Below are 26687 nucleotides of genomic sequence, written 5' to 3' on the forward strand. Positions count from 1 at the left end.
CCACAGCCGGGTCGTCTCCCTGGGAGGCGACCCGGCTGTGATACGTCGTACCAGCTGGGGATCAGCCGGTGTTTTGCAATCCAGCAGCAGCACCGTTCATGGTGAGCAGCAGTACCGTGCGCCACGCCTGTTTGGTCGCGTCATCCAGATCAGCCAGAGCCTCCGGGGTGTGCAGCAACCGCAAGACTCGGATCTGCACATGCGACAAGGCGTTGATATATGGACGCCGCAGCTCGATGGCGTCATGCAAGTGCGGCTTGTGACCGAGCAGTTCGTCCTGGCCGAGTACCTGCAGCACCCACATGCGGGTCAGATCCAGTTCGGCGAGGATCACCTCGACAAGATCGGGATGTCCGCCCAACTCCAGGAAGGCTTGCGCCAACGCCCGATCGGACTTGGCAAGGCTCATTTCTGCCACATCAATGAGCGAGGCAAACAGCGGCCAGTCACGGTAGGCATCCCGCAGCACCGTCAGGTCACCGACAGCAGCTAGGCCCGACCCCAAGCCATACCATCCGGGGATGTTGACGCGGGCCTGAGCCCACGCGAACACCCAGGGAATGGCGCGCAGATCGTCCAAAGATCGGCCGCTCTCCACACCACTACGACGCGAGGGACGCGACCCCAGCCGCAACTCCCCCAATTCGTCTAACGGGCTGGCCTGGGCCAGGAGATCAGCGATGCCCGGTGACTCCACCAACTGTCGGTACGCCCGCATGGACGCATCGTCGATCGTCGCCGCCAGATCTGCGTAAGCCACCGCCATGTCGTCCCGGCGCTGGGCCCGCCCTGGCGCGTCGGTGAGTAACACGGCGCTGGTCAGGCGCTCTAGGTGGCGTTGAGCGATGGTGACATCGGCGTACCGAGCGGCAATCACCTCACCCTGCTCGGTGACCTTGAAGCGTCCGTCGACTGAGCCGGTGGGTTGCGCCAGGATTGCCCGGTGCAGCGGGCCGCCGCCTCGACCCAACGAGCCACCGCGACCGTGGAAAAGTGTCAGCTTGACCTGTTGCTGCTCTGCCCAGGACACCAGCGCTGATTGAGCGCGGTCGAGGGTCAGCGTGGCGCTGGCTGGCCCAACGTCCTTCGCTGAGTCCGAATACCCCAACATCACTTCGACATGTCGGGCGGTGCTGTCCAACCAGGTGCGGGTGCTCGCCAACGCCACCCAGTCCTGCAAGGTGCCCTCAGCATGGCGCAGGTCCTCACCCGTTTCGAAGAGAGGTACGACGTCCAGGCGTAGTGGGCGATCGCCCACGGCCAGCCGTGCGAGTGCTCGCACCGCTACCAGATGGGCGGCGCTTTGGCTGAAGCTAACGACATATCGGCCGCAGCATCGCGGACCCCATCGTTCTTGCAGCCAGGCCATCACCCGCACGGTGTCCAGCACCTCCACGGTGCGTTCGGACAAGTCAGCGTGCCGACGTCCCGTCGCCCCCTTCGGCCAGCCTTCAGTGGCCAACCGGTCCAGGAAGTCCGCATCATGGGCGGCCGCAGCTGGGTCGTCCACGTCAGGAAGTCCGGTGAGCAACTCCACCAAAGCGGCTTCGTGCACTGCGCTGTGTTGACGTACTTCCAGCTCAGCCAAGTGAAAACCGAATGTCTCGACCAGCCAGATGAGTTGTTGCAACTCACCAGTGGCAGCGCGGGTGTCACCCGCAGTGTCCAGACTCTGCTGGACGAGGCGAAGATCGGTGAGCATCTCTTCGGGATCTCGGTACGCCATTCCGGCTTTCTCAGCACGCGTCAATTCCAGGCGCGCCACCACGACCAGCATCTTCTGCCGGTGGGGCTCCCCAGGGGAGTCTTTGACGACCTGAGTCATCACCTCGGGTAGCCGCACCGCATCGTTGGCCAACGACTCGACCAGTGCGTCTGACGGTGGCGTGCTCATCTCGTCCATCGTCAGGTTTCGGGCGATTCGGTCGGCATGTCCTGCGAGGGCCGCCAACGCGTGTCGTGCCTGCGCGGCCATGGTGCGTTGGGTGACATCGGCCGTGACATACGGGTTGCCGTCGCGGTCACCGCCGACCCAGCTGCCAAAACGCACGAAGGCCGGGGGCATGTGCGTCGTTCCCAATCCAGCGTGGACCGACCGATAGAGCCGGGGCACGGCTCGGAACAACGTCTGGTCGAAGACGGTGAGGATCGTCTTGACCTCGTCCTCCGGTTCGGGGCGGGTCCGCCGTAACGTGGAGGTGCGTTGCAGGATGTCGATGTCCTCCAACATCCGTCGCTGCGCGAACTCTCGTTCGAGACCAGCCGACCACGGGTCGTCGTATCGGTCGAGTTGCTCGGAGATCCGCGCCAACGCAGTGGACACTGCTCGACGACGCGCCTCGGTGGGATGCGCGGTCAACACCGGATGGATCCGCAGGTCCGCGACGCGCTGGACGGCGTCGTCACCGATCTCGGCGAGCGCTGCCCCCACGCCGCCTTCCTCGACACCTCGGCCGAAGTCGGCGACTTCAGCCCGCAGGGAACGGGCCCGGAGCCGTTCGTCGGCGAGGTTGGTCAGGTGCAGGTGGACGGTGACGGCTCGTGCGAGTGATGTCGCCTGTTCGTGGTCGAGGGCTTCGACGATCTCGCGAGCGCGGGTGAATGCCGCACCGTCAGAGGTGTCGGAGGCTGCCTGGACCAGGGTGTTCATCAGTTCCACCAGGTCGTCACGCCCGGCTTCATGCAGGACCGTCGCGTGGAGCGAGGTGAGCAGCTCCAGATCCTTGTGGATTCCGGGGATCTCCGGTGCTGTCGGGACGAGACTCATGGCGCCCATGCTAGGAACGAAACGGGTCGTCACCCAATCGGCCTGGGGAACGGGAGCGTCTGTGTGGTGGGTACGGCGTCTCGGTCATCGTCCAGGTGTGGTTGTCGGGCCGTGAGGAATGAGGTGCGCGGCGGCCTTCAGGTAGCTGTGCTTTGACGTCCAGTAAGCACTGTTCCGGCCGTGTTAATGTTCGCGGCTGTCGTCGTGGCCTGCAGGTTCAGGGTCATGGCCTGTCGATCATCGATCTGGGGAGAGCAGATGTCTTTGTGGGAGCCACCGGCAACGTCGTTCGTGCATGCGATGGGGTCGGCGCGTCGGCCGACCGGTCCGATCGTGGGGGTGGTGGTCGCGGCGGTGGTCGCTGTGGCCGGGGCGATGGTCACGACCTTGCCCACCGGGAGCGACCTTGCTGACAAGGCGTTGATGGCGGTGGGGTTCTTGATGTCGTTGGTGCTGTTAGGGGTGTGGGTTCGATTCCGCGAAGGACGTGACCTTCGATCGCTGGGTCTGGCCCGCTCCCATGCCAGACATCACGCGCGGCGGGGTGCGCTCATAGGTATCGCCATGATGAGTGTGATCGTGATGGGGATCGTCGTCACTGGTCAGGCGACTCTGGGAGAGATCTCCCCCGCAGCGATCCTTCCGGTGGCGTTGTTCCTCCCCGCCTACTTAGTCCAGGGCGGCACCGAGGAAATCATCACCCGAGGGTTCCTGATGCAGGTGTTGGACCATCGGTGGGGGCTGAAAGCAGCCATTGTGGGCCAGGCGGTGTTCTTCACCGCGCTGCACGGCACCGCTGACGGGATCGGCCCGGTCGGCGTGATCAACCTGGTCCTGATCGCGGTGTTCTTCGCAGTGTGGGCGTTGTGGGAAAACGGGCTGTGGGGAGTGTGCGCTTTCCACGCCACATGGAACTGGTGCCAGAGCCACCTGTGGGGTGAGACGACCTCGGGGATCGAAGCGAAAACTTTCTTGATTCAGCTGACCTCCGATCCGAGCTCCAACACTCTGATCACCGGCGGTCAATTTGGCCCTGAAGGTAGCCTCTTCGTCACTGTGATCATGACAGCGAGCATCTGGTATCTGGTGCGGGCGATGCGCCAGAACCGCGCCGCAGTCACTCCGCCCGGCTCCGACTGCTAAGAGCCCGACCCAACGCTGCGGTCTGCGCCCGGGACCGACCGGCCTCCCCCACCGGTCGGCCCACGTAGGTCCCTAAGCTCACTCCGGCAGCTAATGCCAAGCCGATGGATGCTGCTGTCGCTAAGGTCCCCAAACCTGAGTCGGCCCCTATTCCGGCGTAGTCGTACAGGCCGCGGTACACCATGCCACCGGGAAGCAGTGTGACGATCCCCGCCGTGGTGATCGCCAGCGCTGGCACTCGACAGATCCGGCCCAAAGCTTGCGCCACCAAACCCACGGAGAACGCCCCCAGCGCGCTCGCTGGGACCACGGAGAGTGACGCGAAGGTTGCGACGACGTACGTCGCCCAGCCGATCGCGCCGCTGGCCATGGACACCAGCACGGTGCGCGGACCGGCGTAGGTGGAGATTCCGAAGGCGGCGGAGACCAGCGCGGCCAACATGATTTGGACGGCGACGGACGGCGTGAACGCCGTACTGGGTGCGATGTAACCGGGTGCTCCCCACCGGGCACCTGCGCCGAGGACCACGAGGATCCCGACGACCACACCCAAGGTGAGCAGGAGCACTTCGAAGGCTCGCCCAGTGGCGGTGACGTAGTAGCCGTCGATGGCGTCCTGGGCGGCGCCGACGAGTTGCAGACCGGCGAGGAGCACCACGATCGCGGCGGTGACGACGATGGACGGGGATACTTCAGCGAAACCGGGAACGTGATGGGCGCGGGCATACATCAAAGCCACGGCCACCGCCGTGGGGATCGCTCCGCCGACGATCTGACCGAAGAATGCTGCTAGGCGCCGTTGGAAGACCCACAGCAAGGAGCGGTCGATGACGGTGGCGGTGACAACGGTGATGCAGATCTCCAGCAGAGTCCCGTTAAGTAGTGCAGCGACGAAACCTGCGAGGACCGCATTGGCGGCGGTCACCACGGCCCGGCGGTAGGGGTGGGGGCGTTGCATGATCGCAGTGAACCGACGGCGGGCTTCCTCAACGGGCACCGGATCCACGGCCAGTTCGGCGACGAGGTCTTGGATGCGTCCGAGACGGTCGAAGTCACTGGTGCGGCTGGAAACGACCCGCATGATGGTCACCGGGTCGTCGGTGGCGCCGCGGTGGTGGGACACCGTGATGGAGGTGTAGGTGACGTCGACGTGCACTGAACGCAATCCGTAGGCCCGGACCAGTTGCAACGCGGTGGCGGTGACATCTGCGGCGGATGACCCTGTGGTCAGCAAGGCTTCGGCGATCCGCATGGTCAGGTCGATGACGGCGCGAGCGCGGGCTTCTTCCACACCGTCGGAGACGGCTTGCAGTCGCATCCCCCAGGTGGGTGGTGACCCTTCGACAGCATGCCTGATCCGGGAACGCAACCCGGGGAGTCTGGTGCCGGTAGCGCGGGGCGCTTTCGGGGGCATCAGAGGTGGTGCGTCGGTGGTTTTTTGGCTGTCGTGTTCGCGGTGTCCCCCCGTCATCCCCCCAGCCTCAGGCAGGGCACCCCTTGAAGGCAAACTCGCTGCTCGACAAGCTATTTCCAGCGCGTCCAGGGAATCCTGAGGACTACCTGCCGGGGTGCGTGAAAGAGTGGCCGAATGAGCGAGAAGCAGACGAAGGCCGAACACCGGGGGATCCCGGTCACCGAAGAGTTCCGTCGCTACATCGCGTCGGGTTGGGCACCCCGGAAGGAGGACACCACCCCGCGCGCGTCGGTCGCTGATTACACCGAGCGTCGCAGGCAGGCCTTATCCGAGGCCTTTCCTGGTGAACGGCTGGTGGTCCCGGCTGGAGGGCTGAAGGTGCGCAGCAACGACTGTGATTACCTGTTCCGTCCGCACAGCGCCTTCGCCCACTTGACCGGGCTGGGCGCCGACCGTGAGCCAGATGCCGTGCTGGTGCTGGAACCCGCGGAGGGTGGCGGGCACGAGTCGGTGTTGTATTTCCGGCCAGCATCGGGGCGAGACACCGATGAGTTCTTCGCCGACAGTAGATACGGCGAATTCTGGGTCGGTCCCCGGCCGACGTTGGCTTCCACCCAGGTCGAGTTGGGAATCACCACTCGCGATCTGTCGCAATTCGAGACTGAGGTCGGTAAAGACGTCGGGACCGTGCAGGTGCGGGTGGTCCGGGACGCCGATGTCGTCGTCACGGCCCAGGTGGACACGGTGCGCGCGACCGTATGTCAGGACGAAGGCGTCGCTGAGCAGGCCCACCAAGAGGCGGTCACTGCGGATCAGGAATTGGCTCGTTTCCTCTCAACCTTGCGGCTGTGCAAGGACGACTGGGAAGCCGAGCAGATGCGCCAGGCGTGCGCGGCGACAGCGCGAGCCTTCGAAGCCGTAGTGGCGGAATTCCCGGAGGCTGTCCGACGCGGCCGGGGTGAGCGGTGGATCGAGGGGACCTTCAACCGGACCGCCCGCCATGAAGGCAACGGGGTCGGTTATGAGTCGATCTGCGCGGCAGCTGATCACGCAAACACCCTGCATTGGGTGCGCAACACTGGCGATGTCCGCCCGGGCGATCTGGTCCTGTTGGACGCTGGCATCGAGATGGATTCGCTGTTTACCGCGGACATCACCCGGACGTTGCCGGTGGACGGACGGTTCACTGCGGCGCAACGACAGGTGTACGACGCCGTATTCGCCGCGCAGTCAGCAGGGATTGCCGCGGTGCGTCCGGGAGCGAAATTCAAAGATGTGCACGCCGCAGCGATCCGGGTGATCGCCGAGCACCTCTATGCCTGGGGCATGCTCCCTGATGGTGTTGACGTGGAGCACGCTTTGGATCCGCAGCGTGGCGCGTGGCATCGGCGCTGGATGGTCCATGGCACCAGCCACCACCTCGGCTTAGATGTGCACGATTGTGCGTTGGCGCTGCGCGAGGACTACATGGACGCTGACCTGCGTCCCGGAATGGTCCTGACGGTGGAGCCGGGGCTCTACTTCAAAGAGGACGACTTGTTGGTGCCGGAGGATTGGCGAGGCATCGGGGTACGTATCGAAGATGACGTCATGGTCACCGAGGATGGGTGCGAATTGTTGAGCCATCACCTGCCGCGTTCGGCTGAGGACGTGGAAGCGTGGATGGCGACGGTGCTGCCGCACAGCTAATTGGCGAGCGCCACCACCAAGACTGGTCCCCGACTTCTCATGGGAGGTCGGGGACCAGTCTGGTCAGGGAGGGCGCTGGGGCGCTTGTCACGCCCACATCCCTGCCTGGCTCATGGAGTCGGCGGTGGTCCTTGGTGCAGTTTTTGGGTCGCGGGGGTGCGCTCCCCGTCAGGGTTTTGCGGGGATGCTCCGGCGCCGGGAGTCGCGGGGTTCGTCGGCGTGGGCGTTTTCTCGGTGGGCTGCTGTTGTTCTGCAGCTCGGGCCGCCCGGGCCGCGTCGAGCGCTTCGCCGTACGTCCGGTAACGGGGAGCTGGAGTCTCCGCTGGAGCCTGGTGAGGATGTGCCGGGTCGACGGGCAGCAGCGTGGTGGGACCAGCCGCTGGCGGGGTCGGCGCTCCTGAGTGGACCGGCCCCTGGGTGTCGCCAGGAGCCTGCTGGCCGTAGGGGCCGGGTTGGTGCTGCGGGGGCGGCGGCGCACTGGGCGCGACCGGCCTGGCGTCTGCGGAGATGCCGGTGCGCATCTCGTCGAGAAGCCGCCGCGCCGGGTGGAACAGGGTGTGTTCGACGAGGACTTCGTAGCGGGTGGCCACGACCTGTGTGACTGAGGTGAAGTCGCGGGCGCCACCGGTGAGTCGATAGGCCAGTGCCGCCCAGATCGCCCCAAAAAGTGCCCCGATGAGGATGCCGGTGACGAGGGTGCCCGGGCCTCCGCCTTCAGCGAAGCCCCACATCATCACCCCGACGAGGATGCCCATGCCGGATCCAGAGAAGGCTCCGGAGACGAGGACTTTACCGCCGGTGAGTCGTCCGGTGACTCGTTCGACCTGTTTGAGGTCGGTACCGACGATCATGACGTTTTCCACCGGGAATTCGCGATCAGAAAGGTAGTCGACGGTGCGCTGTGCCTGTTCGTACTCCTCAAAGACCTGCAGGCTCATCGGGTGCTGCAGTTGTAGGCGACTCATGGGGATCCTCGGCTGCCCACCGGGTTGGGTCATGTCGGCTCACTTCCTGGACTGGTACGCCGGGTGCGCGGTGTGACCCGCAGGAGCACCTCACGCTAGCTGATGACGGCAACGCCGTCGCGGGGCCGGGGATTCCTGGGGACCAGACCCCTGAGATAGCTGCACGGCGCGGATCGGGTCGATCGCGTTGGTGGCGGTCAGGTTTCATCCTCCTGCATCGCAAAGAGGTACGACGCCGCGGGGCGTCGTACCTCTGGTGCGGGCCTAGCGGGAAGGTCAGTTCCCCGAGACGAAAGTCGTCTGCCCGCTCTCCCGGCTCACGGTGAGGGTGTTGCCGCTGACGGTGGCAGTGACAGTACCTTCACGTAGCGCGGCGAACATGCGCTGTTCGGTCTGGCCTTCTTTGCCTTCGCAACCCACCCGCGTGGTGCGCACCTGGTCGAGGGTGAGTTGGTCACCGTCAATGACGGCGTGGGCACTGATGGAGTTGCACGGCCCGGAGCCGGTGAGCTGGTCACCGTCGACCTGGAAGTAGGCGGGCTGGGCGGATGCGTTCTGGAGTTTCCATTGCTTTCCGGTGATACCAGAGTCAGCGGCGAGCGCTCCGGGAGCGGTGAGCATGGCGAGGGCGGTGACAGCGGACAGAGTTCCGGCAAGAATACGCCCTGCGGGACGAACATGAAGGTGCACGATTTCCCCTAACAATTCGTTGAATCATGAACGACATGCTGCGCCGACGACAGATGTCCTCCTGACCCCCTGCGGGCCCCCTCGGTCATCAATGCGCCGACAGTTAAAACTTTTATCACAGCTGTATCGTCGACAACATCGAACGAAGACACGAAAGTAAATAAAAGTTCACCGATGCCGCCGAAGGAGCCGATCGCCAGGCACCCCAACACCGCCCAAATGCCCCAAATGGGGTGTTTAACCAGGACATAGGATCGGCCCGGACCTCACAGCCCGGGCCGACACCCCTCCCGGAGTAGTCCAGTGGCGCGTTACCTCATCATCATCGCAGCGCGTAGTCTTTTAACAGACTCCGCCCGATGATCATCTTCTGGATCTCCGCAGTGCCCTCGCCAATCAAGAGCATCGGGGCTTCCCGATAGAGACGCTCGATCTCATATTCCTTGGAATATCCATAGCCGCCATGAATGCGGAACGACTGCTCGACCACATCTGCGCAATATTCGGCGGCGAGATATTTTGCCATGCCCGCTTCAACGTCATTTCGCTTGCCGGAGTCTTTCAGCTTCGCGGCCATCACCATCATCTGGTGAGCTGCCTCCACCTTGGTCGCCATGTCGGCCAGTCGGAAGAGCACAGCCTGATGGTCCACCAACTTTTTGCCGAAGGTCTCCCGCTGCTGGGCGTAGGCGACCCCGAGTTCAAAAGCGCGGCGGGCGACCCCGCACGCGCGGGCGGCAACATTAACCCGCCCCACCTCGACCCCATCCATCATCTGATAGAAACCTCGGCCCGGCTCACCACCAAGGATCTGCGCATCAGAGGTGTGATGACCATCCAGGATCAGCTCGGTGGTATCGACACCCTTGTAGCCCATCTTCTCGATCTTGCCCGGCACCGTGATGCCATTCTCTTGGGCGCCGAAACCTGGGTTTTTGTCGATGAGGAAGGTCGTCATGTTCTGGTAGACCGAGTCCGCGCCGGTGTCGGTCTTCACTAACACCGCAGTCAAATTGGACGAGCCACCGTTGGTGAGCCACATTTTTTGAGCGTTGACCGCCCAACCCTCGCCATCCCGCACGGCGCGGGAGGTGATAGCTGACACGTCTGAGCCACAGCCCGGCTCAGACATGGAAAACGACCCCCGGATCTCGCCGGTCGCCATCTTCGGCAAATAGTGGTCTTTCTGTTGCTGGGTGCCATGCTGCAGCAGCATGTAAGCCACGATGAAATGGGTGTTGATGATGCCCGACACACTCATCCATCCCCGAGCGATCTCCTCCACGGTCAGCGCATAGGTCAGCAAGGATTCGCCCAATCCGCCGTACTCCTCGGGGATCATCAACCCGAAGATGCCCATCTCTTTCATCTGATCGACGATGGCTTGCGGGTATTCATCCCGATGCTCCAGCTCAGTGGCAACCGGAAGGATCTGATCGTCAACGAACTCGCGGACCAGCTTGATCAGCTCGGTCTGCTCTTCGGTCAGGCCATCAGTGCGCTGCAATCGGGACATGTCCACCCCTTGCTCGGGCCGGCCGGGCGCCGAGGCCGGCAGCGGCGAAAGGTCCGTACGACGACCACGCCCAGCCGATCATGTCGACCCTGACAGGACGCCGTACCGCATTCCAGGCGCCACTATGCCGTGATGACGCCTGCGCACAGGCGGTCGGAAGAGGTGACCCCCGCCACGTCTAAGCACGAGAGCTGAGGACGACTTACTCGGCGTACTGCGCCCGGATGAACGTGACCTCTCGGGCTGCCGCCATGACCCGCGCACCGAGACTGATGGTGACGCAGAGCACCAGACCAACCAGGACTGCCAGGGACACCCAGGGGGTCACCAGCACCCCCAACTTCACCCATATGATCACGGCCTGCGTCCCGACCGGCACTGCCCAGACCAGGAAGGACCAGGCCAGGATCGAGACGGCGTATCCCGTGGTCTCGGCGATGGCTTGGGCGCGCAATTCGCTCGGTCGGCCACCGATCACCGAGCAGGTGAGGTAGATGTCGCGGCGTTCTTTGCCGGACATGATGGCAGCAGCGATTCCACCGCAGATGCCGAGGATGACGATGGGCGCCAGGAGGACGATGATGGTGCCGTAGTTGATCTCGCGGGCGAGGTCAACGTGGGCGAGGTCACCGACGGCGATCGCCCAGCGAGCAAGGCCTTGTGAGTTCGTTTCGACCAACCCGACGAAGGAGACGGTCCAGGCGATAAAGACCAAAGAGGGGCCTATCACGGAGGGATATGTAGTCATTACCGCGGTGGAGGTGCGGGTCCCGGTCATCCAGGTGAGGTTGCGCCGGACGACAGTGTGCAGGCTCAGCGTCGCAGTCCAGGTGCGGGAAGATCGTCGCGCCGTGGTGGCACCGAGCCAGGAGTTGCCCCCAAACAGGTCGTACGGGGTGATACGGGCCGCGCCCCCCAGACCCCCGCAAGGAACGCCATGACAAACGCAGTCACAGCGCCGCGAATGATGCTGGATGCTGGCGATCCGAGAACGCCAGTGCCGCTTGAAGAATTTCAGACCGATGCTGAGGGACATCCAGTTCACTTCCCCATCGCCTGGCCGTGACGGGCAGCTTCGATGACCTGAAGCAGATCAGCCGGGGTCAGGCCCTGGTAGGAGCCGCGGATGCGACCCTCAGCGATGCAGATGATGTCGTCGGCGCGAGCAGCCAGTTCCAGGTCGTGGGTGGCCATCACCACGGCGCATCCGTTGTTGGTGACCGCGCTGAGCAGGTCGAGGAGCTCAGGGAGGCGATGACGTCCGTGGCGCAGTCGGCGGGCGTAATGCGCTGGGAGCAGGATGTTTTCGGACACGGTGAGGAAGGGCAGCAACATCGGCTCCTGGAAGACAGGAGCCGATGCGTGATCCGAGATCGTCACGCAGGGTAGGTCGCAGCTGACCGGAGACAGCACGCACCAGGATGTCGCCTCGGTCAGGTTGGAACAGCCCGGCGAGACAGTGCACCAGGGTCGACTTGCCGATGCCGGAATGACCGACGAGGGCCGCGAGGTGACTGGCAGCGACGGTAAGGTGCGCATCGTCGAGGGCGGCGACGATGCGCCCGTCGTGGTCGATGGGGTAGGTCAGGGTGAGCCCGGTGGCTTCCAGGGTGGCTGGTTGCTGCGGTGTCACGGTTCTTCCGGGGACTGTCCCCGGTCGGTGCCAGTGGCGGCCCCTCTGACGGATCCGAGGAACATCTGATCATGTTCCCGGACAGTAACATCGGGGATCCCATGGGGGCGGTGGTTACCAGATCTGGCGCAATAACCCGATGGCTTGGTCGAGGTCGAGGCCGTGCCGTTGCGCTGCTCGAGCGAGCAGGATCGCAGCGGCATGGGTTTCTTCCCCCGGAGCCGGTCGCGGGTCAGCAGCCGCGGTCGGATCATGGCGTCGGGCGAGGACCACGGTGCCGAGTCGGCCTCGGGTGGCGACATGCCCTTCCGCTTCGAGCTGTTTGTAGGCCTTAGCGACGGTGTTGACAGCGAGTCCGAGATCACCGGCGAGTTGCCGCACTGTCGGCAGTTTCGCCCCGACCGCGAGAGTTCCAGCGGTAATGCCGTCGACCACCTGATCCCGGATCTGAGCGTACGGAGCGACGGTGGAGGCCGGATCGAGAGCGATGATCATGTCGTGAGTTCCTGTCCTGCGTGCTGGCGGAACCACCGCAAGGTCCGTCCTTGATGTTCCCGCAGTATCCCCACTATCAAGAACAACGTCGCAATCACACCCTCAGCCCCAGCGAGCCATGGCAGGTAACTGGGAAGCTCAGCGGGGGCGATCAGCACGGCCAACACCAGGGGAAAGATGGTGACGATGACAGTCACCGCGGCGGTGAGCACGGTCAGTTCGTGCAGCAGGAGTGCCCGCTGCAGCTCGGTCCACAACAACGATCCGGGACTATCCGCCGGCATCGGGCATTCCAAGACGTGGGCTACCAGTGCGTGCAGAATCCACCACAGCCCCAACGCCGCGACGGCGGGCACCACCACCAGCATCAAGACCCGCTGCTGACCGAGTAAGGCCAAGGTCACTCCCACGAGGATCTGGATCGCAGGCATGGCAGCGACGTCCCTGGCCACGGTCCGATTCCACGGTGGGGTGTACCCGGCGAGGTCTCGTGATCGTGACATCGCCACTCGCCGTAACTGCATCGCCGGAATGGCCCGCACGTGCGCCCACGTTTCAGACGCACCGACACAGAGCACGATCGACACACTTCCGAGGGCCGTCACGAGAAGATTCGCCCCTCGCATCGGACCGTCCGTCACGGAGGTCACCATGATGAAAAACACGGCAGCGCCAACGCTTTGACCAAAGATGCGTCCCTGAGCGCGAGCGCGCTGGCGCTGCCACACGATCTCAGCGTCGTCCAACGGCAAGGCCACGCCGTCGGCGACGAGACGATCAACATCGCGGCGCACGTAGTCCTGGCGATGGCTCAGGCTGACAGCCGCGGAGATCAGAGCGATGATCGCCCCGACCACCCCAGTGAAGACGACATGGCTCACCGAGACCTGCCCCACCATCATTGTCATAGGACAAAACGTAGGACAAAAAGGGGGGCGGTGGCGGAATCGCTGTCAGGCATTCGTCTAGGGCGTCGCCGCCAAGTCAGCGATCGCCGCCGCCGTGGCCAACACGCGACGAGCCGTGTCCACGTGCAGATTCTCAATCATCCGGCCCTGATACGTCACCACCCCGCTCCCCTTCCCCGCGTCCCAAGCCGCCACGATGCCCTCCGCATCGGCTACCGCTGACGCGCTCGGCGCAAACGCCTCGTTGGCCGGATCAACCTGCCCGGGGTGGATGACTGTCTTCCCGTCAAAGCCCCATTCACGGCCCTGCACACACTCAGCAGTGAACCCTTCAACGTCTCGGACATCGTTAAACACCCCGTCCAAGATCACCGTGCCGGTGGCCCGAGCCGCGAGGAGACACCACTGCAAGCCCGTGCGCAACGGCTCCCGACCTGGCACATGCTCAGCGCGCAACTCCTTCGCCAGGTCATTCGTCCCCATCACCAGCACCGTCAACCGCGGCGACGCCGCAGCGATCTCTTCGCAGCGCATGATCGCCGCTGGGGTCTCCACCATCGCCCACAACATGGTGTGCGCTGGCGCGCCGTACTCCTCCATCGCCGCGACCAGCGCCCGCACCTGCGAGGCATCCGCGACCTTCGGTACGGCGATCGCATCCGGGCCAGCTGCACATGCCGCACGCAGATCGTCGTCATGCCAGGAGGTGTCTTGACCGTTGACCCGAATCACTAATTCACGACGACCATAATTCCCGGACTGCACTGCCGCGCAGGCAGCGTCGCGAGCAGCGGGTTTGGCGTCAGGGGCGACCGCATCCTCTAGGTCAAAGATGATCCCGTCACATGGAATCGACATGGCCTTCTCCAACGCCCGCGGATGCGAACTGGGCATGTACAGCACGGAACGGCGGGGGCGGTATGTCATGTCGGTCATCTGATTTTCCTCACTGACCAGGAGATTTACGGGCAGGCTGTCTGTCGGGCCGCAGCGTAACGCTCAGCTAGGTCCGGATCGACCCGGGCCAGCTGCTCAGCCAGGTCAACCACGACCTGACACTGCTTGCATGACGCGTCGTCCTCCATCTTGCCGTCCACCATCACCGCGCCGGTGCCATCCCCCATCGCGGCAACCACTCGGTAGGCGTGTTCGACCTCCGCCGGATCGGGACTGAAGACCCTCCGAGCGATATCGATCTGGACCGGATGCAAGGTCCACGCCCCCACGCACCCCAATAAGAACGCATTACGGAATTGGTCCTCACAACCGACGACATCGGTGATGTCTCCGAACGGCCCGTAATAGGCACCGATCCCGTGCATCGCGCAGGCATCAACCATCCGCGCCAGCGTGTAATGCCACAGATCCTGCTGGTACGTCGTCCGCGGGTGCTGCTCACCGTGGACGTCGTACCGACCGTCGGCCCCCCGGACCGCATCGGAACGCACCAGATAACCCGGATGTCCCCCGCCGACTCGCGTGGTTTTCATCCGCCGGTCAGCGGCGAGGTCTGCCGGCCCTAACGAGAGCCCCTGCATCCGCGGTGAGGCCGCGCAGATGGCTTCGACGTTCGCGACGCCACGAGCGGTCTCCAAAATGGCATGCACCAGGATTGGCCTGGCCAATCTGGCCTTCGCTTCAAGTTGAGCCAGCAGGCGATCGACGTAATGAATGTCTTCAGGGCCCTGCACTTTAGGGATCATCACCACATCAAGCCGGTCGCCGATCTCAGCCATCACCGTGGTGATGTCATCAAGGAACCACGGACTGTCCAGAGCATTGAGTCGGGTCCACAACTGAGTGCTGCCGAAGTTGGTGTCTCGAGCGATGCGGACCAGTCCGTCCCGGGCCGCGACCTTGTTGTCGGCCTTGACGGCGTCCTCCAGATTGCCCAGGAGGACATCGACGCCACCCACCATCGCGGGGATTTTCGCCGCCATCTTCGAGTTCGACGGGTCGAAGAAATGGATCGCGCGGCTAGGTCGAGTCGGCACCTCCCTCAACGGAACCGGTGCCCCCACCGCCAGCGGACTGAAAAAGTCTCGGGCGCTACGCATGTCGGTGACCTCCTGCCATCGCCGCTCCATGGGCACGCTACCAAGCCTGGACAGCGCACACGCGCCGTCGACACCCCTCATCCACCTCAGGGCTTCACCACCCGCACCGAGGAGTCCCGCCACCGGTGACCAAGATTGCCCACTCACCCCGCTGACCGGAGCGGACGCCACGAAACGGTAGCCTCATGACGTGACGACCAGAGTCTTCGTGAGCCGACTCGCCAGTTTGAGCGTGTTCGACCCCCTTGGTGATCAGGTGGGGCGAGTCCGCGATGTCGTCGTGACCGTGACCACCACCAGGCGTCGACCACGGGTGATCGGCATGACCGTCGAAGTGCCCGGACGACGGCGGGTATTTGTGCCGATGACCAGAGTCACCAGCGTCGAAGGCGGCCAGGTCGTCACGACCGGCCTGGTCAATATGCGCCGCTTCGAGCAACGTCCCAACGAGACCCTGCTGCTGGCAGAAGTCTTCGAACGATCTGTCATCGTGCGCGATCCGGACGGGGACTACCGCGCCACCATCGAAGACATCGCCATCGAGCGCGAAGGCGCCCGAGACTGGGCCGTCGCACGAGCGTTTGTCCGCAAAGAAGAGACCGTCACCAGCCGATTCGGGTTACGTCGACGCCGCGGTGAAGCATTCACCGTCGCCATCGAAGAAGTCAAAGGACTTCTCACCGTCGACACGGAACAAGGCGCAGACAGACTGCTCGAAAATTACGACGACCTCAAAGCCGCTGATTTGGCAGAGATCATCCACGATCTCCCCGTGGCCCGCCGCGCCCAAGTCGCAGCCGCCCTCGACGACGAAAAACTCGCTGACGTCCTCGAGGAACTCCCCGAAGATCACCAAGTAGAGATCCTGGCAACGCTGGCCTCACACCGAGCGGCAGATGTGCTGGAAGCGATGCAACCAGACGACGCCGCTGACCTCCTCTCCGAGCTCACCCCCGAAGCGCAAGAACGCTACCTGCAACTGATGGAGCCAGAAGAGGCCGAAGACATCCGGCGCCTCCTCACCTACGACGAGGACACCGCCGGCGGCCTCATGACCACCGAACCAGTCATCCTGCCTCCGGAAGCCACCATCGCCGAAGCCCTGGCCGTCGTCCGACGCGCAGAGATCTCTCCAGCGACCGCAGCGACTGTCTTTGTTTGCCGCTCCCCACTGGAAACACCGACCGGACGATATCTCGGGATGGTCCACATCCAACGCCTGCTCCGAGAACCCCCCCATGCCGCTGTCGGTTCGATCCTGGACAAGAGCGTCGACCCGGTCCGTCCCGACGCCTCTATCGGCACCATCACCCGAGAAATGGCGACATACAACAACGTCTCCGTGCCGGTCGTCGACGACGATGGGCATCTGCTCGGCGCGGTGACCGTGGACGACCTACTCGACCACCTGCTGCCGGACGACTGGCGCGAGGACCGTCACGAGGTGACCGATGGCTGACCCACGCCGCGACCCCTACCGCCTAGACCTACCCAGCGAATCCACCCGACGCACCTTCCGCCTCGGACTACCCCGACTCAACGGGGACCAGTTTGGCGTATTCGCCGAACGCTTTGCCCGCTATATGGGCACCGCGAAGTTCTTGCTGTGGATGACCGTGTTTGTGGTCATCTGGGTCACTGTCAATCTCGTCGGAATATTCGGTCTCCAATTCGACCCCTACCCCTTTATCCTCCTTAATCTCTTCTTTTCAACCCAAGCCTCGTACGCCGCTCCCTTGATCCTGCTCGCACAAAACCGTCAAGACGATCGAGACCGCGTCGCGCTGGAACAAGACCGCGCCCGCGACGAACGCAATCTTGCCGACACCGAATATCTGACCAGAGAAGTCGCCGCACTACGCATCGCGATGCGCGATATGGCGACCCGCGACTATCTCCGCTCCGAACTACGCGGCCTTCTCGAAGAACTGGCCACAGCCACCACACAGCCCTGCCAACAGTGCGAAAAGTCCCGATCAGAACCCATCCCGGTCACCCCCCGGAAAACCAAGAAACACAAACGCGCCCACCAGCGGCCCCGTCACCATGACGACCACAACATCATCCTGCCCGCCCCCGCCACCGGGCGTACCCCCAGTGCCGACCCACTGGCCGACCAAGCCCGCGCCGTCTTGGCCGGGGAGCGGCCTGACGACCACGTTGACGAGCGATGGTCCGGCAAGCCCCCGACAGGCCGTTAAGGTGACGAACATGGCTGTTGCCCCCACCAACGATGTCCTCCTCGCCGCGCTGGCCGAGGTTGAGGACCCCGAGATCCACCGCCCCATCACCGAGCTAGGAATGGTCGCCGACCTGTCGGTCACCGAATCCGGGGCCGTGACCGTCGAGATCCTGCTCACTGTCGCCGGTTGCCCGATGCGCGAGAAGATCACCACCGATGTCACCGCCGCCCTGACCGCCGTGGACGGTGTCACCGAGGTCACTGTGACGATGAACGTGATGAACGAAGAACAACGGGCCGAGTTACGCACCCGCCTGCGCGGCGGCACCCCGGAACGAGAGATCCCGTTCGCTCGGCCTGAATCCCTCACCCGGGTCTATGCCATCGCCTCCGGCAAGGGCGGGGTAGGCAAGTCCTCCATCACCGCAAACCTGGCCGCGGCGCTCGCTGCTGACGGTTTGAAGGTCGGCGTTGTGGACGCCGATATCTATGGCTTCTCCATCCCCCGCATGTTGGGGGTCGACCATCCCCCCACACAGGTCGAAGACATGATCATGCCGCCGATGGCCTCCGGGGTGAAAGTCATTTCGGTCGGCATGTTTGTCCCAGACAATGCGCCCGTTGTCTGGCGTGGCCCGATGCTGCACCGCGCCCTCCAGCAGTTCCTTGCCGATGTCTACTGGGGCGACCTGGACATCCTGCTGCTGGACCTGCCCCCAGGCACCGGAGATGTCGCCATCTCGATCTCTCAGTTGATCCCCGGCTCGGAGATTGTCGTGGTCACCACCCCGCAACAAGCCGCTGCCGAGGTCGCCGAACGCGCCGGGTCAATCTCGGTGCAAACCCACCAACGACTCGTCGGTGTCATCGAAAACATGTCCTGGCTGGAGTTGCCTGATGGCACCCGACAGGAACTGTTTGGCAGCGGCGGTGGCCAAGCCGTCGCGGAGTCGCTGTCCACACTGATCGGGGCGCCAGTGCCATTGCTGGGCCAGATCCCCCTGGACCAGTCGCTGCGTGAAGGATCCGACGCTGGACGCCCGGTGGCTCTGCACGCTGCGGACTCCCCCGCTGGGATGGCGTTGCGCGACATCGCCCGCCAACTCGCCACTCGATCGCGCGGCCTTGCTGGCAAACGTCTCGGAGTCAATTTCTCCTGAGGTTTCACCCGTGATGGCCCCGCTCCACAGGGAGCGGGGCCATCACCATGATCAGCAGGGTCGTTCTCAGGTCGCGTCGACGTCGTACGGCGTGGGCCGAGTCGGGTCATGAGCGACATTCCCCTGACGGTGAGCCTTCGAATCACCAGTCATCGCACTCCCGGCCGAGGAGTCTGGCGATGACGTCGGTGATTTGTCCTCCAGGAGCACCTCCCGCACGATCCGACGCGGATCGTATTGACGCGGGTCATACGCCTTCCAGTCCACATTGTCGAACTCCGGCCCCATCTGCTGGCGCAATTGGGTGCGCGCGCCATCAGCCATCTGACGCAGGTCACGCACCCAAGCCCGGAGACGAGCGACGTACGACGGCAGCTTGTCCGGACCGATCAAGACGAACGCGATCACCATGATGATCACGAACTCCCAGCCATTGATATCGATCACGCCGTGCCCCTCGTCGTACAGGAACCGCTCCGTGGTGGCGGCGTTGTCATCCTGCCACGAGAGTCACCCAGGACCGTGGCCGAGCCACCTTTCCTCAGGCCAGCTGCGGTGAGGCAGACAGCCCAGGCAGACGAGTCGCCCGAGAGCGTTCCGACCGCGGAGCACGATGCGCCAATGCGGTGCGCAGCTGAGCTCGACCTCGATGGATTCGGGAACGCACCGTCCCCAATTTGATCCCCAAGGTGGCGGCAACCTCCTCGTAGGTCAATCCTTCGATATCGCACAACACCACGGCGGCCCGGAACTCGGGGGCCAACGCATCCAGAGCGCGCTGAACATCGTCATCGAAGGTGCAGTCGTCGTAGGCCTGCTCTGGCCCGGGAGCCCGACTGGGCAGGCGTGCCGCTGACTCCTCAGCAAGCGCATCGAAACGGATACGTTGCTTACGCCGCATCCGATCCAAGAAAAGATTGGTGGTGATGCGGTGTAGCCATCCTTCGAAGGTCCCGGGTTGATACCGGTCGAGAGAACGGAAGACCCGCACAAAAACATCATGGGTCAGATCTTCGGCATCGTGTGGATTGCCGGTGAGGCGGTAAGCCAGGCGGTAAACACGGGCGGAATGGTCCCGCACCACCTCTTCCCATGTCGGCGCGACCCAGGAGTCGGCGACATCTGCGGGGGACGAGAAAGTGGAGTTCACGTGAAAATCCTTGATGTCTGAGACGGCTACCGAGTCGACCGTTAATGGTGAGAGTCGCACTCGGACGACTCCATCGTGCAAGAAAACCCTGGGAGTCCCCTGAATCGGGGATTCGTCTTTGCCTAGGATGCCGCCACCTGGCAACGACTGTGACATCTTCTATCGCGACGATCAGCGGGACGCTTCTTTCCTTTCGATACGGCGACGTAACGCGATCTGGCGGCCCGCCGACCAGGTCCAATCACCTGGTCGGCAAGTAGGCTTCCACCATGAGCGCGCAGAAGGCGGCCTCCTGGGCCTACGCCGAGGACTTCGTGGGCGAAACACTGGCCCTGGAGAATGCGCGAGCCCGCGGTGAGCAGCTCGGCGCCACCCCCATCCTCCCCGGCACTGGAGCCACACTGCGATTGCTGGCCGCGGCGACCCGAGCCCGCGCCGTCGTCGAGATTGGCTCTGGGGCTGGCATTTCCGGGCTGTGGATTTTGGAGGGCATGCCCGCCGACGGCATCTTGACCACCATCGAAGTGGAGCCAGAGCATGGCCGCATGGCAAAACAGGCCTTTCAGGAGGCCGGGGTGCCCCCGCAACGCACTCGAGTGATCACTGGGGATGCCCTCGACGTCCTCCCTCGATTGACCGATCAGGCCTACGACATGGTGCACGTTGACGCCGCGAAACCGGACTATCCGGCCTATGTCGAACAAGCGATCAGGATTCTGCGACGCGGTGGCGTCCTGGCTATCAACAACATGCTGTGGCATGACCGTGTTGCAGATCCCGCGGTCCGGGACGAAACCACCACCATCGTGCGCGACCTGGGCAAACAGTTGCGTGACGATGAGCGAATTATCCCCACACTGCTTCCAGTGGGAGACGGCCTTTTTGCTGCGGTGAAGCGCTAACTCACGGCAGCTCAGCACAGGTTGGAGCCTGCAGCCCGACGGAGCAATCACGGGAAAACAACAGCAGGGGCCCCGCGATATGCGGAACCCCTCCTGGAAAAACAATCGTGCCCCGCCCCTCGGCTACGCCAGATCGCTGAGGGAGCAGGATGGTCAACGCCGTGGCTCAGAGCGGAACGCTCTCGCAACCCTGGATGGCGCGCCCGAGGTCAGCAGCCTCATCAGGGGTCATCTCGACGACCAGCCGGCCACCGCCCTCAATAGGCATACGCACGATGATCGCGCGCCCCTCTTTGGTGACTTCCAGCGGCCCGTCGCCGGTGCGCGGCTTCATCGCGGCCATCTTTGCCCCTTTCTCAGGTTCTGGTGCACTGCAGGCTCATCGACATCCTCAGACGCCGTACGCTGCCGTCATGGTCGTCCACCAGACGCCCATCGTCGCAATCGTTCGCCCGACAAGGACCATTATCCCTTGCTGCTCTGGCCATGCGAAATCGGGGGCGGAATTCAGCTGACAAGTCCGTCGATTCACCAGCCCTCAGGATCGGGGAAGGAACAGCCCATGAACACCGTGCCTCTCACGGATGCACCGGTACGAATCATCCAGGACCACGGCGTGTCCACGGTGCAAATCCACCGACCAACCGCCATGAACGCCCTGGATATGGCCACCAAACATGCCTTACTGACCGCGTTAACTGATGTCGCCCAGGACGACAACGTCCGTTGCGTGGTCCTCACTGGCGCTGGCCGTGCTTTCTGCGTGGGGCAAGACCTCCACGAACACGTCGCTGCCCTCACCGCCGATCATGAAGCCCTCGGCACCACAGTCACCGAGCACTACAACCCGATCGTCAGCTTGCTCGCCACGATGGACAAACCAGTCATCGCCGCGATCAACGGTGTCGCCGCCGGCGCTGGGATGGCCTTCGCCTTCGCGGCAGACCTGCGCGTGATGGCGGCGAGTGCTGGCATGAATCCGGCATTTGCTGGCATCGCCCTGTCCTGTGATTCAGGGACGTCGTATTGGCTGCCTCGATTGGTGGGCCCAGCCAGGGCTAAAGCTCTGCTGTTGCGGCCGCGCACTATCCCGGCTGACGAGTGCCTCCGCCTGGGGCTGATCGACCAGCTTGTCCCCGACGATGAGCTGGAATCTACGGTGGCTCAGCTGGCCAGCGATCTGGCAGCCGGCCCGACGCTCGCGTACGGCGCGCTACGGCGTTCGGTGGCGTATGGTGCCGGTCACGATTTGGAGCAGACCTTGGAGTTTGAGGCACAGATGATGGCCCGGACCGGCGCGAGCGCTGATCATCGCGTTGCGGTGGAAGCTTTCTTGACGAAACAGGCCCCACAATTCAACGGTCGCTGACCTGTGTCCGCCACGTTCTGAGCGATGACAGCGGCGTTCCACCCCGAGGGGTGAAACGCCGCTGTCGTTGTCATGGTCCTGCGATCACGGCGGAAAGTCGCTGGGGGGGACAAAACGCCACAGCTCGTATAACCACCACCATTGGGTGGCCAGGCCGAAGAGCACCCACCCGGCGGTGACCCCCCACCGGGAGAGCATCGCCATGGACGACCGCATCACGTCCTCGTTGCGCCGCCAGGCTGCGTCGACGGCGATCGCTGCCCACGGAAAGCAAGGAAGAAGGTATCTGAACAAACTCGTCCCTGGATCGAGGACCACCGCCAGGTACAACGGATATGCCAGGATCCAGGCACGCAACACCGGAGATAGCTGGGCCGCCCAGGGCCCCACAGCGACCCCGATGATCAGCACGACGGCCGCCACCAGAGCCCACGGTCCAGCCGGGCCGAAGAGGTAGTCCGCAATTCCCACCCAGGGTTTCAGCGGCACAATGTCTTGGCCGTACCGCCAGGTTCCCATGGTGTCGGTGTAGGCGGTGCGTACCCCGGTCCCCCACCAGGCGATGACTGGCCAGGTCAATCCCGCCAATCCGCATCCGACCACAGCGGCTGCCATCCCGCCGTACTCGCTACGGGAGATCGGTTGGGCTTCGCGGCGGCGCCAGCGGACGAAGACCGCAACGAGCGCGACGATCCCTAAAGGTACGGCGATGGGGCGGGCCAAGCCGGTCAGGACGGCGATCCCTGCAGCAGGCCACCATCGTTGCCGTTCTAGGAAATATAGAACTGCTGCTAGCAGCAGGATCGCCAGGCTTTCGGTGTAGGCCACTTGGAGCACCGGCGACGGCGCGCAGGTAGACCAGACGGCGGTCGCTGCGATCGCTCCCCCTGTGCCGATGTGAGCGCGCAATATTACGGCGATGAGCAGGGCGGCAGCGCCGCCGAGGACCAGCGCCAGCATGGCCCCAGTGATCGCGAAGGGTGCCCCGGTGATCGCCATGAAGGCGCGGGTGAGGAAGGGGAATAGGGGATAGAACGCCCAGGCGTTTTGTTGCAACTGGCCGAGTTCGTCACGAGGCAACACTGGTGGGTAGCCCTGGGTGGCGATCTCTTTGTACCAGCCAGCATCCCAGAGCCCGACGATGGTGTCATAGCGCACGTCGGGCCCGGTCCAGCTCACGGGGACTTGGTAGTGGGTGAGCTCGACGAGCAGTAAAGCGCTAAATCCTCGGGCCAGGAGGTACACGGCCAGGATCACCATCGCGAAGCGATGTGATTCCTGCAGCCTCACCCGCCACCAGGCGGGCGCCATCACGACGGAGAGCCTGGCGTCGACTCTGGCGTTGCTGGGGTAGATAAGGGATCATCTGGTCGGTCGGGGACTGGCTCTGGTGCGGTGTGCCAGGCTTGGCCTTGACCTTCGAGGTGGGCGGTGAGCACCGCGATCCGTTCGTCACGGGCGTCGAGCTGCTCAGCGATCCGGTCGAGCACGGCATCGACCTGATCCATCCGATAGCCGCGCGCGGCTCGGTCGAAGCGCAGCGCTGCGACATCAGCGCGGGTGATCTCGTCACCGGTCAATAGCTCATGGCCAGTGGTGTGCACCGGTGGTGGCATCGCCACGCTCATGTCGGTGCCGACCCGCCCACTGGCGAGCGCCGCGACCGCACCGGCCAACAGGACGACAAGAACACACAGAAGGACCATCACGGTTCTGATGGTGCCATGCCGAGATGGATCTCTTCTCGCCGGTTCCTGAGTCTTCGGGCCGGGACAGGGGTGATGCCCCGGTCCCGGCCGCGGTTAGCTGAGTGGAGTGACGTGCGGGACATCTCTCAAGACCTGGGCGACCTCGCCAAGCAGTGCGGCATCGACGTGGGTGGCGCGTCGGACCAGTGCCACCTGCCGATGGGGGGTGGGCGCGGCTAGCTCTTTGAGCACCACTCCAGGGTGAGCGGGGACAGGAGCGCTGACTGAGAGCCGTGGCAGCAAGGTCAGCCCAGCTCCGGTGGCCACCATGTGGCGCAGCGTTTCCAAGCTGGTGGCACGGAAACCGCCGCGTTCCCGACCGCCGCCGCGGGCGCAGACGTCAAGGGCCTGTTCACGCAGGCAGTGGCCATCTTCGAGAAGGAGCAGTTCTTGCCCAGAGAGGACGTCGACGGGGAGTGGCTCCTCGGCGTGGGCGAGACGATGGTCTGGCGGGATGGCCAGGAGGAAGTCTTCTTGGAAGACGGGCTCACAGATGAGCCCGTCTTCCCCGACGGGTGTGGCGAGGACGGCTGCGTCGAGAGCGCCGCTGCGCAGTTGGTCGATCAGCGCGGGGCTTTTTTCCTCAACGAGAAGAAGTTCAAGGCGGGGGAAGCGGGCACGCAACCGGTCCATGACATGTGGCAGCAGATACGGCGCGAGTGTGGGGAATAGTCCCAACCGCAAGACACCCGCTTCGGGGTCGGCGACGGCTTTGGCGATCCGGCGGATCTGGTCAGCGTCGTCAAGAAGATGGCGGGCCCGGACGACCACTTCGGCGCCAGCGGGGGTGAGTAGCACTGATCGAGATCCGCGTTCGACCAGGGGGACGCCCAGCTCGGTTTCGAGTTTTTTGATCTGGGTGGACAGGGTGGGCTGGCTGACGTAGCAGGCGGCGGCGGCTCGCCCAAAGTGGCGATGGTCGGCCAGGGCGACGAGGTATTCAAGGTCGCGCAGGTTCATGGGTGGTCTCTTCCGTGGGATGTCCACCCGGGGGTCGATGTTCCCGTGCCGTGGTCATCGACCCCCGGGTGTGTGACGGCGGCCTCAGACCGTCGTGGTCGATCCGCTGGTGCGGATGAGGTGGTCGAAAGCAGAGAGGGCAGCGGTCGCCCCGGAGCCTTCAGCCACGATGATCTGCTTGTACGGGATGGTGGTGCAATCGCCGGCACCAAAGATGCCGGGGATGTTGGTGGCGCCACGGGCATCGATGACGATCTCGCCCCGCTCGGAGAGTTCGACGCTGCCCTTGAGGAACTCGGTGTTGGGCAGGAGACCGATCTGCACGAAGATCCCTTGCAGGTCGAGCTGTTTGATCTCGCCGCTGGTGCGGTCCTCGTAGGTGATTCCGGTGACTGCGGTGCCATCGCCGAGGACTTCGGTGGTGCGGGCGTTCATGATGATGTCGACGTTAGGCAGGCTCTTGAGCTTGTCGACGAGGACCTCATCGGCGCGCAGGACGTCGAGGAATTCGATGACCGTGACGTGGCCGACGACACCGGCGAGGTCGATCGCCGCTTCGATGCCGGAGTTGCCGCCGCCAATGACAGCGATTTTCTTGCCCTTGAAGAGGGGGCCGTCGCAGTGCGGGCAGAAGGTGACACCCTTGTTGCGGTATTCCTCTTCGCCGGGCACGCCCATGTGCCGCCAGCGAGCACCGGTCGCGAGCACCACGGATTTAGCTTGCAACGACCCGGTGCCGAATTCGACGGTGTGGAGACCGCCCGGCGCGCTGGCAGGCACCAGTTTGGTGGCGGCCAGACCTTTCATGAGGTCAACATCGTACTGACGGACGTGCTCTTCCAAGTTGGCGGCGAGCGTGGGCCCTTCAGTGTGCGGCACCGAGACGAAGTTTTCGATGGCCATCGTGTCGAGCACCTGACCGCCGAAGCGTTCGGCGACGAGTCCGGTGCGGATGCCCTTACGTGCGGTGTAGATCGACGCGGCAGCCCCAGCCGGGCCTCCTCCGACGACGAGCACCTCATAAGGTTCTTTTTCGGTGAGTTTTGCCGCAGCGCGCTCGCTGGCGCCGGAGTCGAGTTTGGCGACGATCTGGGCGGCGTCCATGCGGCCTTGCCCAAAGACCTCACCGTTGAGATAGACCGTGGGAACGGCGAGGATATTCTTCGCGTTCACCTCATCCTGGAAGAGCGATCCTTCGACGGCAGTGTGCGTGATGCGGGGGTTGAGCACAGCCATCGTGTTGAGGGCTTGGACGACGGCCGGACAGTTTTGGCATTCCAGCGACATGTACGTCGTGAATTCGTAGTCGCCATCCAGTGCGGTGATCGCGGCGACAGTGTCTTCGTCCTCTTTGATGGTGTGGCCACCGACATGCAGCAGCGCCAGCACGAGCGAGGTGAACTCGTGCCCCAGGGGGAGTCCCGCGAAGGTGACCTTGATGTCAGTGCCGGCTCGCACAATGTCGAAGGCGGGCTGGCGGGGGTTGCTACCGTCAAACCTGGCGGTGACCTTGTCTGATAGAGCAGCGATCTCGGTGAGCATGGCCTGCATGTCTGCGGCCTTGGGGCCATCGCCGAGGGTGGCAACGAGCTCGATGGGCTCTTTCACCATCTCCAGGTAGGTCTTCAGCTGGTCCAGCAGATCCTTGTCGAGCATGGCTCTCCTCGAGTGACAGGCGGTACGCGCCCGCGGTCGGGGGCGCGAGGTGGTGGCGCATCAGCGTCGCGCGTGGTGATGCGTGACGGGTCCGTGACAGTAGGCCGTACGAGGCCGGAGTGGTCCACGGTTCGTCGTACGTCGGCATCGTCCGGGCCAGGACCGGGCGGCAGCGGCGTGCGGCGGCACCACAGTGGAGACATCTCCGCGCAGTGAGGGTGACTGAGTAGCACGTAGAGCAGTGCTGCTGTGGTGTTTTTCCGTGGTGGGCGGCCTCCAGTGA

26 protein-coding genes and 1 pseudogene are annotated in these 26687 nt (G+C 64.0%); 7 read left to right on the forward strand and 20 right to left on the reverse strand.

What is annotated here, in order from left to right:
* Nucleotides 1-61 precede the first annotated feature (61 nt).
* Complete coding sequence (locus KEM60_RS13900; RefSeq protein ID WP_255574643.1) at nucleotides 62-2767, reverse strand: phosphoenolpyruvate carboxylase; 2706 nt, start codon at nucleotides 2765-2767, stop codon at nucleotides 62-64.
* A gap of 258 nt (nucleotides 2768-3025) precedes the next feature.
* Here KEM60_RS13900 and KEM60_RS13905 point away from each other — a divergent pair, with 258 nt between their 5' ends.
* Nucleotides 3026-3910, forward strand: coding sequence for a CPBP family intramembrane glutamic endopeptidase (locus KEM60_RS13905; protein ID WP_219108146.1), 885 nt, complete (start codon nucleotides 3026-3028; stop codon nucleotides 3908-3910).
* Here the strand turns inward: KEM60_RS13905 and KEM60_RS13910 are convergent.
* Complete coding sequence (locus KEM60_RS13910; protein ID WP_219108147.1) at nucleotides 3885-5381, reverse strand: threonine/serine exporter ThrE family protein; 1497 nt, start codon at nucleotides 5379-5381, stop codon at nucleotides 3885-3887. The two genes, KEM60_RS13905 and KEM60_RS13910, sit on opposite strands and share 26 nt — an antisense overlap.
* Nucleotides 5382-5498: 117 nt before the next feature.
* Here KEM60_RS13910 and KEM60_RS13915 point away from each other — a divergent pair, with 117 nt between their 5' ends.
* The gene (locus tag KEM60_RS13915; RefSeq protein ID WP_219108148.1) at nucleotides 5499-7013 is read left to right on the forward strand and encodes an aminopeptidase P family protein; all 1515 of its coding nucleotides are present in this window, start codon (nucleotides 5499-5501) and stop codon (nucleotides 7011-7013) included.
* A 110-nt stretch (nucleotides 7014-7123) separates the two neighbouring features.
* On the opposite strand, the gene KEM60_RS13920 is transcribed toward KEM60_RS13915, so the two are convergent.
* The 10 genes and pseudogenes from KEM60_RS13920 to KEM60_RS13965 all read right to left on the reverse strand — a co-directional run bounded on the left by KEM60_RS13920 (nucleotide 7124) and on the right by KEM60_RS13965 (nucleotide 15277).
* Complete coding sequence (locus KEM60_RS13920; protein ID WP_219108149.1) at nucleotides 7124-7978, reverse strand: general stress protein; 855 nt, start codon at nucleotides 7976-7978, stop codon at nucleotides 7124-7126.
* A gap of 276 nt (nucleotides 7979-8254) precedes the next feature.
* Nucleotides 8255-8668, reverse strand: a complete 414-nt coding sequence (locus tag KEM60_RS13925; protein WP_219108150.1) for an META domain-containing protein — start codon at nucleotides 8666-8668, stop codon at nucleotides 8255-8257.
* A 322-nt stretch (nucleotides 8669-8990) separates the two neighbouring features.
* Nucleotides 8991-10184, reverse strand: a complete 1194-nt coding sequence (locus tag KEM60_RS13930; protein WP_219108151.1) for an acyl-CoA dehydrogenase family protein — start codon at nucleotides 10182-10184, stop codon at nucleotides 8991-8993.
* Nucleotides 10185-10386: 202 nt separating this feature from the next.
* Nucleotides 10387-11220 carry a hypothetical protein gene (locus KEM60_RS13935; RefSeq protein WP_219108152.1) on the reverse strand — a complete coding sequence of 278 codons (834 nt, stop codon included), beginning with the start codon at nucleotides 11218-11220 and terminating at the stop codon, nucleotides 10387-10389.
* 5 nt (nucleotides 11221-11225) lie between these two features.
* Nucleotides 11226-11564: a hypothetical protein gene (locus KEM60_RS16685; protein WP_255574645.1), complete on the reverse strand. Its 339-nt coding sequence runs from the start codon at nucleotides 11562-11564 to the stop codon at nucleotides 11226-11228.
* 40 nt (nucleotides 11565-11604) lie between these two features.
* A pseudogene (locus tag KEM60_RS17025) lies at nucleotides 11605-11817 on the reverse strand (ATP-binding cassette domain-containing protein); the annotation flags it as partial.
* A gap of 114 nt (nucleotides 11818-11931) precedes the next feature.
* Nucleotides 11932-12312, reverse strand: a complete 381-nt coding sequence (locus KEM60_RS13950; protein ID WP_219108155.1) for a GntR family transcriptional regulator — start codon at nucleotides 12310-12312, stop codon at nucleotides 11932-11934.
* Entirely contained in the window at nucleotides 12309-13220 is a 912-nt protein-coding gene (locus KEM60_RS13955; protein ID WP_219108156.1) for a hypothetical protein, read from the reverse strand. Before KEM60_RS13955 ends, KEM60_RS13950 begins: the two co-directional genes overlap by 4 nt.
* Nucleotides 13221-13277: 57 nt before the next feature.
* A complete protein-coding gene (locus KEM60_RS13960) occupies nucleotides 13278-14156 on the reverse strand; it encodes a CoA ester lyase (protein WP_219108157.1) in 879 nt (292 codons plus the stop codon).
* 26 nt (nucleotides 14157-14182) lie between these two features.
* The gene (locus tag KEM60_RS13965) at nucleotides 14183-15277 is read right to left on the reverse strand and encodes a CoA ester lyase (RefSeq protein ID WP_219108300.1); all 1095 of its coding nucleotides are present in this window, start codon (nucleotides 15275-15277) and stop codon (nucleotides 14183-14185) included.
* 190 nt (nucleotides 15278-15467) lie between these two features.
* Between KEM60_RS13965 and KEM60_RS13970 the strand changes: the two genes are divergently transcribed.
* Genes KEM60_RS13970 through KEM60_RS13980 form a run of 3 tightly spaced genes read left to right on the forward strand, consistent with a single transcriptional unit; the run spans nucleotide 15468 to nucleotide 18619 of the window.
* Nucleotides 15468-16736, forward strand: coding sequence for a magnesium transporter MgtE N-terminal domain-containing protein (locus KEM60_RS13970; protein ID WP_219108158.1), 1269 nt, complete (start codon nucleotides 15468-15470; stop codon nucleotides 16734-16736).
* Nucleotides 16729-17478 (forward strand): DUF1003 domain-containing protein, encoded by a 750-nt coding sequence (locus KEM60_RS13975; RefSeq protein ID WP_219108159.1) that lies wholly within the window; start codon nucleotides 16729-16731, stop codon nucleotides 17476-17478. Before KEM60_RS13970 ends, KEM60_RS13975 begins: the two co-directional genes overlap by 8 nt.
* Nucleotides 17479-17488: 10 nt before the next feature.
* On the forward strand, nucleotides 17489-18619 hold the full coding sequence (locus KEM60_RS13980; RefSeq protein ID WP_219108160.1) for an Mrp/NBP35 family ATP-binding protein: 1131 nt from the start codon (nucleotides 17489-17491) through the stop codon (nucleotides 18617-18619).
* A 66-nt stretch (nucleotides 18620-18685) separates the two neighbouring features.
* Here the strand turns inward: KEM60_RS13980 and KEM60_RS13985 are convergent, their stop codons facing one another.
* Nucleotides 18686-19066 carry a twin-arginine translocase TatA/TatE family subunit gene (locus tag KEM60_RS13985; protein ID WP_255574646.1) on the reverse strand — a complete coding sequence of 127 codons (381 nt, stop codon included), beginning with the start codon at nucleotides 19064-19066 and terminating at the stop codon, nucleotides 18686-18688.
* Nucleotides 19067-19160: 94 nt separating this feature from the next.
* Nucleotides 19161-19769: an RNA polymerase sigma factor SigE gene (gene sigE, locus KEM60_RS13990; RefSeq protein ID WP_255574647.1), complete on the reverse strand. Its 609-nt coding sequence runs from the start codon at nucleotides 19767-19769 to the stop codon at nucleotides 19161-19163.
* A gap of 269 nt (nucleotides 19770-20038) precedes the next feature.
* Here sigE and KEM60_RS13995 point away from each other — a divergent pair, with 269 nt between their 5' ends.
* Complete coding sequence (locus tag KEM60_RS13995) at nucleotides 20039-20671, forward strand: O-methyltransferase (protein WP_219108161.1); 633 nt, start codon at nucleotides 20039-20041, stop codon at nucleotides 20669-20671.
* Between the two features lie 166 nt (nucleotides 20672-20837).
* Here KEM60_RS13995 and KEM60_RS14000 read toward each other — a convergent pair whose 3' ends face one another.
* Nucleotides 20838-21014 (reverse strand): DUF3117 domain-containing protein, encoded by a 177-nt coding sequence (locus KEM60_RS14000; protein ID WP_219108162.1) that lies wholly within the window; start codon nucleotides 21012-21014, stop codon nucleotides 20838-20840.
* A gap of 219 nt (nucleotides 21015-21233) precedes the next feature.
* On the opposite strand from KEM60_RS14000, the gene KEM60_RS14005 reads away from it, so the two are divergent.
* Complete coding sequence (locus KEM60_RS14005; RefSeq protein WP_219108163.1) at nucleotides 21234-22040, forward strand: enoyl-CoA hydratase/isomerase family protein; 807 nt, start codon at nucleotides 21234-21236, stop codon at nucleotides 22038-22040.
* 84 nt (nucleotides 22041-22124) lie between these two features.
* Here the strand turns inward: KEM60_RS14005 and KEM60_RS14010 are convergent, their stop codons facing one another.
* From KEM60_RS14010 to KEM60_RS14030, 5 genes are all read right to left on the reverse strand, one after another.
* On the reverse strand, nucleotides 22125-23351 hold the full coding sequence (locus KEM60_RS14010; protein ID WP_255574669.1) for a hypothetical protein: 1227 nt from the start codon (nucleotides 23349-23351) through the stop codon (nucleotides 22125-22127).
* Nucleotides 23351-23746 (reverse strand): DivIVA domain-containing protein, encoded by a 396-nt coding sequence (locus KEM60_RS14015; RefSeq protein ID WP_255574670.1) that lies wholly within the window; start codon nucleotides 23744-23746, stop codon nucleotides 23351-23353. Before KEM60_RS14015 ends, KEM60_RS14010 begins: the two co-directional genes overlap by 1 nt.
* A gap of 96 nt (nucleotides 23747-23842) precedes the next feature.
* Nucleotides 23843-24748 (reverse strand): LysR substrate-binding domain-containing protein, encoded by a 906-nt coding sequence (locus KEM60_RS14020; RefSeq protein ID WP_219108164.1) that lies wholly within the window; start codon nucleotides 24746-24748, stop codon nucleotides 23843-23845.
* Nucleotides 24749-24832: 84 nt separating this feature from the next.
* Entirely contained in the window at nucleotides 24833-26404 is a 1572-nt protein-coding gene (gene ahpF / locus KEM60_RS14025) for an alkyl hydroperoxide reductase subunit F (protein WP_219108165.1), read from the reverse strand.
* 60 nt (nucleotides 26405-26464) lie between these two features.
* On the reverse strand, nucleotides 26465-26687 hold a 223-nt coding region (locus tag KEM60_RS14030; protein WP_219108166.1), incomplete at its 5' end, for a hypothetical protein.

Source organism: Austwickia sp. TVS 96-490-7B (genome assembly GCF_019331795.1).
Taxonomy (GTDB): domain Bacteria; phylum Actinomycetota; class Actinomycetes; order Actinomycetales; family Dermatophilaceae; genus Austwickia.